This window comes from Streptomyces sp. UNOC14_S4 (assembly GCF_020740835.1).
In the GTDB taxonomy this organism is placed as follows: domain Bacteria; phylum Actinomycetota; class Actinomycetes; order Streptomycetales; family Streptomycetaceae; genus Streptomyces.
Map to the genome: position 1 here is coordinate 1 of NZ_JAINFC010000839.1, position 1,978 is coordinate 1,978.

Sequence of the window (1,978 nt, forward strand, 5' to 3'; positions counted from 1 at the left end):
CGCACCCCGGTAGGCGCAGCCCCCCGGCAGGAGGAAACAACGGGGTCCAGGGGGCGAAGCCCCCGGCGTGGGGCGCGGGTCAGACCCGCGTGCCCTCCGCCAGGAGCCCCGCGTGGTAGCGGCGCGCGTTGCGGACGAAAGCGCGCCATTCCATGGGGGCGAAAACCAGGGCGGGCCCGGCAGGGGCCCGCCCGTGCCGCATGGCGATGAAGCCCTCGACGAAGGCGATCTGGACGTCGCCGATGCCACGGCTGCCCGGCTGCCATGCGGCGTTCGCGAGGTCGAGAATTGGCCTGGCGTCGCCGTCGGCCGGTCGTTCCGTCGTGCTCTTCGCCACGTCCGTGCTCCTCCCGGTCGTCGTCGCGGGGCCCACCCTAGCGAGCGCGGCGGGCGCCGGACAGGCCGCCGTCCGGCCTCAGCCGTCGGGCGGCTCGTTCCCCACCAGCCACATCGAGAAGAACTGCGCTCCTCCTCCGTAGGCGTGCCCGAGTGCTCTGCGCGCGCCGTCGACCTGGTGATCGCCCGCGCGGCCGCGCACCTGGAGCGCGGCCTCGGCGAAGCGCAGCATGCCGGAGGCGCCGATGGGGTTGGTGGAGAGCACCCCGCCGGAGGGGTTCACCGGGAGGTCGCCGTCCAGTTCGGTGGCGCCGGACGCGGTGAGCTTCCACCCCTCCCCCTCGGCGGCGAAGCCCAGGTTCTCCAGCCACATGGGCTCGTACCAGCTGAACGGTACGTACAGTTCGGCCACGTCGATCTCGCGGCGCGGGTCGGTGACGCCCGCCTGGCGGTAGACGTCGGCGGCGCAGTCCCGGCCCGCGCGGGGCGAGACGAAGTCCTTGCCCGCGAAGAGCGTGGGCTCGCTGCGCATGGCGCCGCCGTGCACCCAGGCGGGCGGGTGCGGGGCGCGGGCGGCGCCCCGGCGGCCGGTGAGGACCATCGCGCAGGCCCCGTCGGAGGACGGGCAGGTCTCGGAGTAACGGATGGGGTCCCACAGCATGGGGGACTCCTGCACCCGTTCCAGGGTGATGTCGTGCTCGTGGAGGTGGGCGCAGGGGTTCTTGAGCGCGTTGCGGCGGTCCTTGTAGGCGACGAGGGTGCCCACGGTCGCGGGTGCTCCGGTGCGCCGGATGTAGGCGCGTACGTGCGGGGCGAAGAAGCCTCCGGCCCCGGCCAGCAGGGGCTGTTGGAAGGGGACGGGGAGGGACAGGCCCCACATGGCGTTCGACTCGGACTGCTTCTCGAAGGCGACGGTGAGCACCGTCTCGCGGACGCGGGCGGCGACGAGGTTCGCGGCGACGAGGGCGGTGGAGCCGCCGACGGAACCGGCGGTGTGCACGCGCATGAGGGGTTTGCCGACGGCGCCGAGGGCGTCGGCGAGGTGGAGCTCGGGCATCATGACGCCCTCGAAGAAGTCGGGCGCCTTGCCGATGACCACGGCGTCGACGTCGGCCCAGGTCAGTTCGGCGTCGGCCAGGGCACGCAGGGCGGCCTCGCGGACGAGCCCGGCGATCGAGACGTCCTTGCGGGCGGCCGCGTGCCGGGTCTGGCCGATCCCGACGACGGCCACGGGTTCGCGGGTCACGGGCCCTCTCCTTCGAGTACGCCGACGAGGTTCTGCTGGAGGCAGGGGCCCGAGGTGGCGTGGGCGAGCGCGCGCCGCGACTCGCCGCGGTGGATGCGGGCGGCGGCCTCGCCGAAGCGGACGAGTCCCGTGACCATGACCGGGTTGGCGGCCAGCGCGCCGCCGGACGGGTTGACCACCACGTCGGGCCCGAGGCGCAGGGCCTTGCGCAGGATGACCTCCTGCGCGGTGAAGGGGGCGTGGATCTCGGCGGTGTCCACGGGCGCGTCGAACGCCCCCGCGTGCTCGGCGGCGAGCCGGGCGGAAGGCGCGTCGGTGAGGTCGCGCAGCCCGAGGGCCTGGGGGTCGACGCGGTGGTCCAAGCCGCGGATCCACGCGGTCCGTTCGCACATCCGG

General features: G+C 74.4%; 2 protein-coding genes and 1 pseudogene. All 3 read right to left on the reverse strand.

Features of this window, described 5'->3' with window-relative positions:
- Positions 1-79 precede the first annotated feature (79 nt).
- Positions 80-337 carry a DUF397 domain-containing protein gene (locus K6I34_RS36310; protein ID WP_229332289.1) on the reverse strand — a complete coding sequence of 86 codons (258 nt, stop codon included), beginning with the start codon at positions 335-337 and terminating at the stop codon, positions 80-82.
- Between the two features lie 78 nt (positions 338-415).
- On the reverse strand, positions 416-1,582 hold the full coding sequence (locus tag K6I34_RS36315) for a thiolase domain-containing protein (protein ID WP_229332290.1): 1,167 nt from the start codon (positions 1,580-1,582) through the stop codon (positions 416-418).
- Positions 1,579-1,978 (reverse strand): annotated as a pseudogene (locus K6I34_RS36320) (lipid-transfer protein); the annotation flags it as partial. The gene K6I34_RS36315 and the pseudogene K6I34_RS36320, both read right to left, overlap by 4 nt.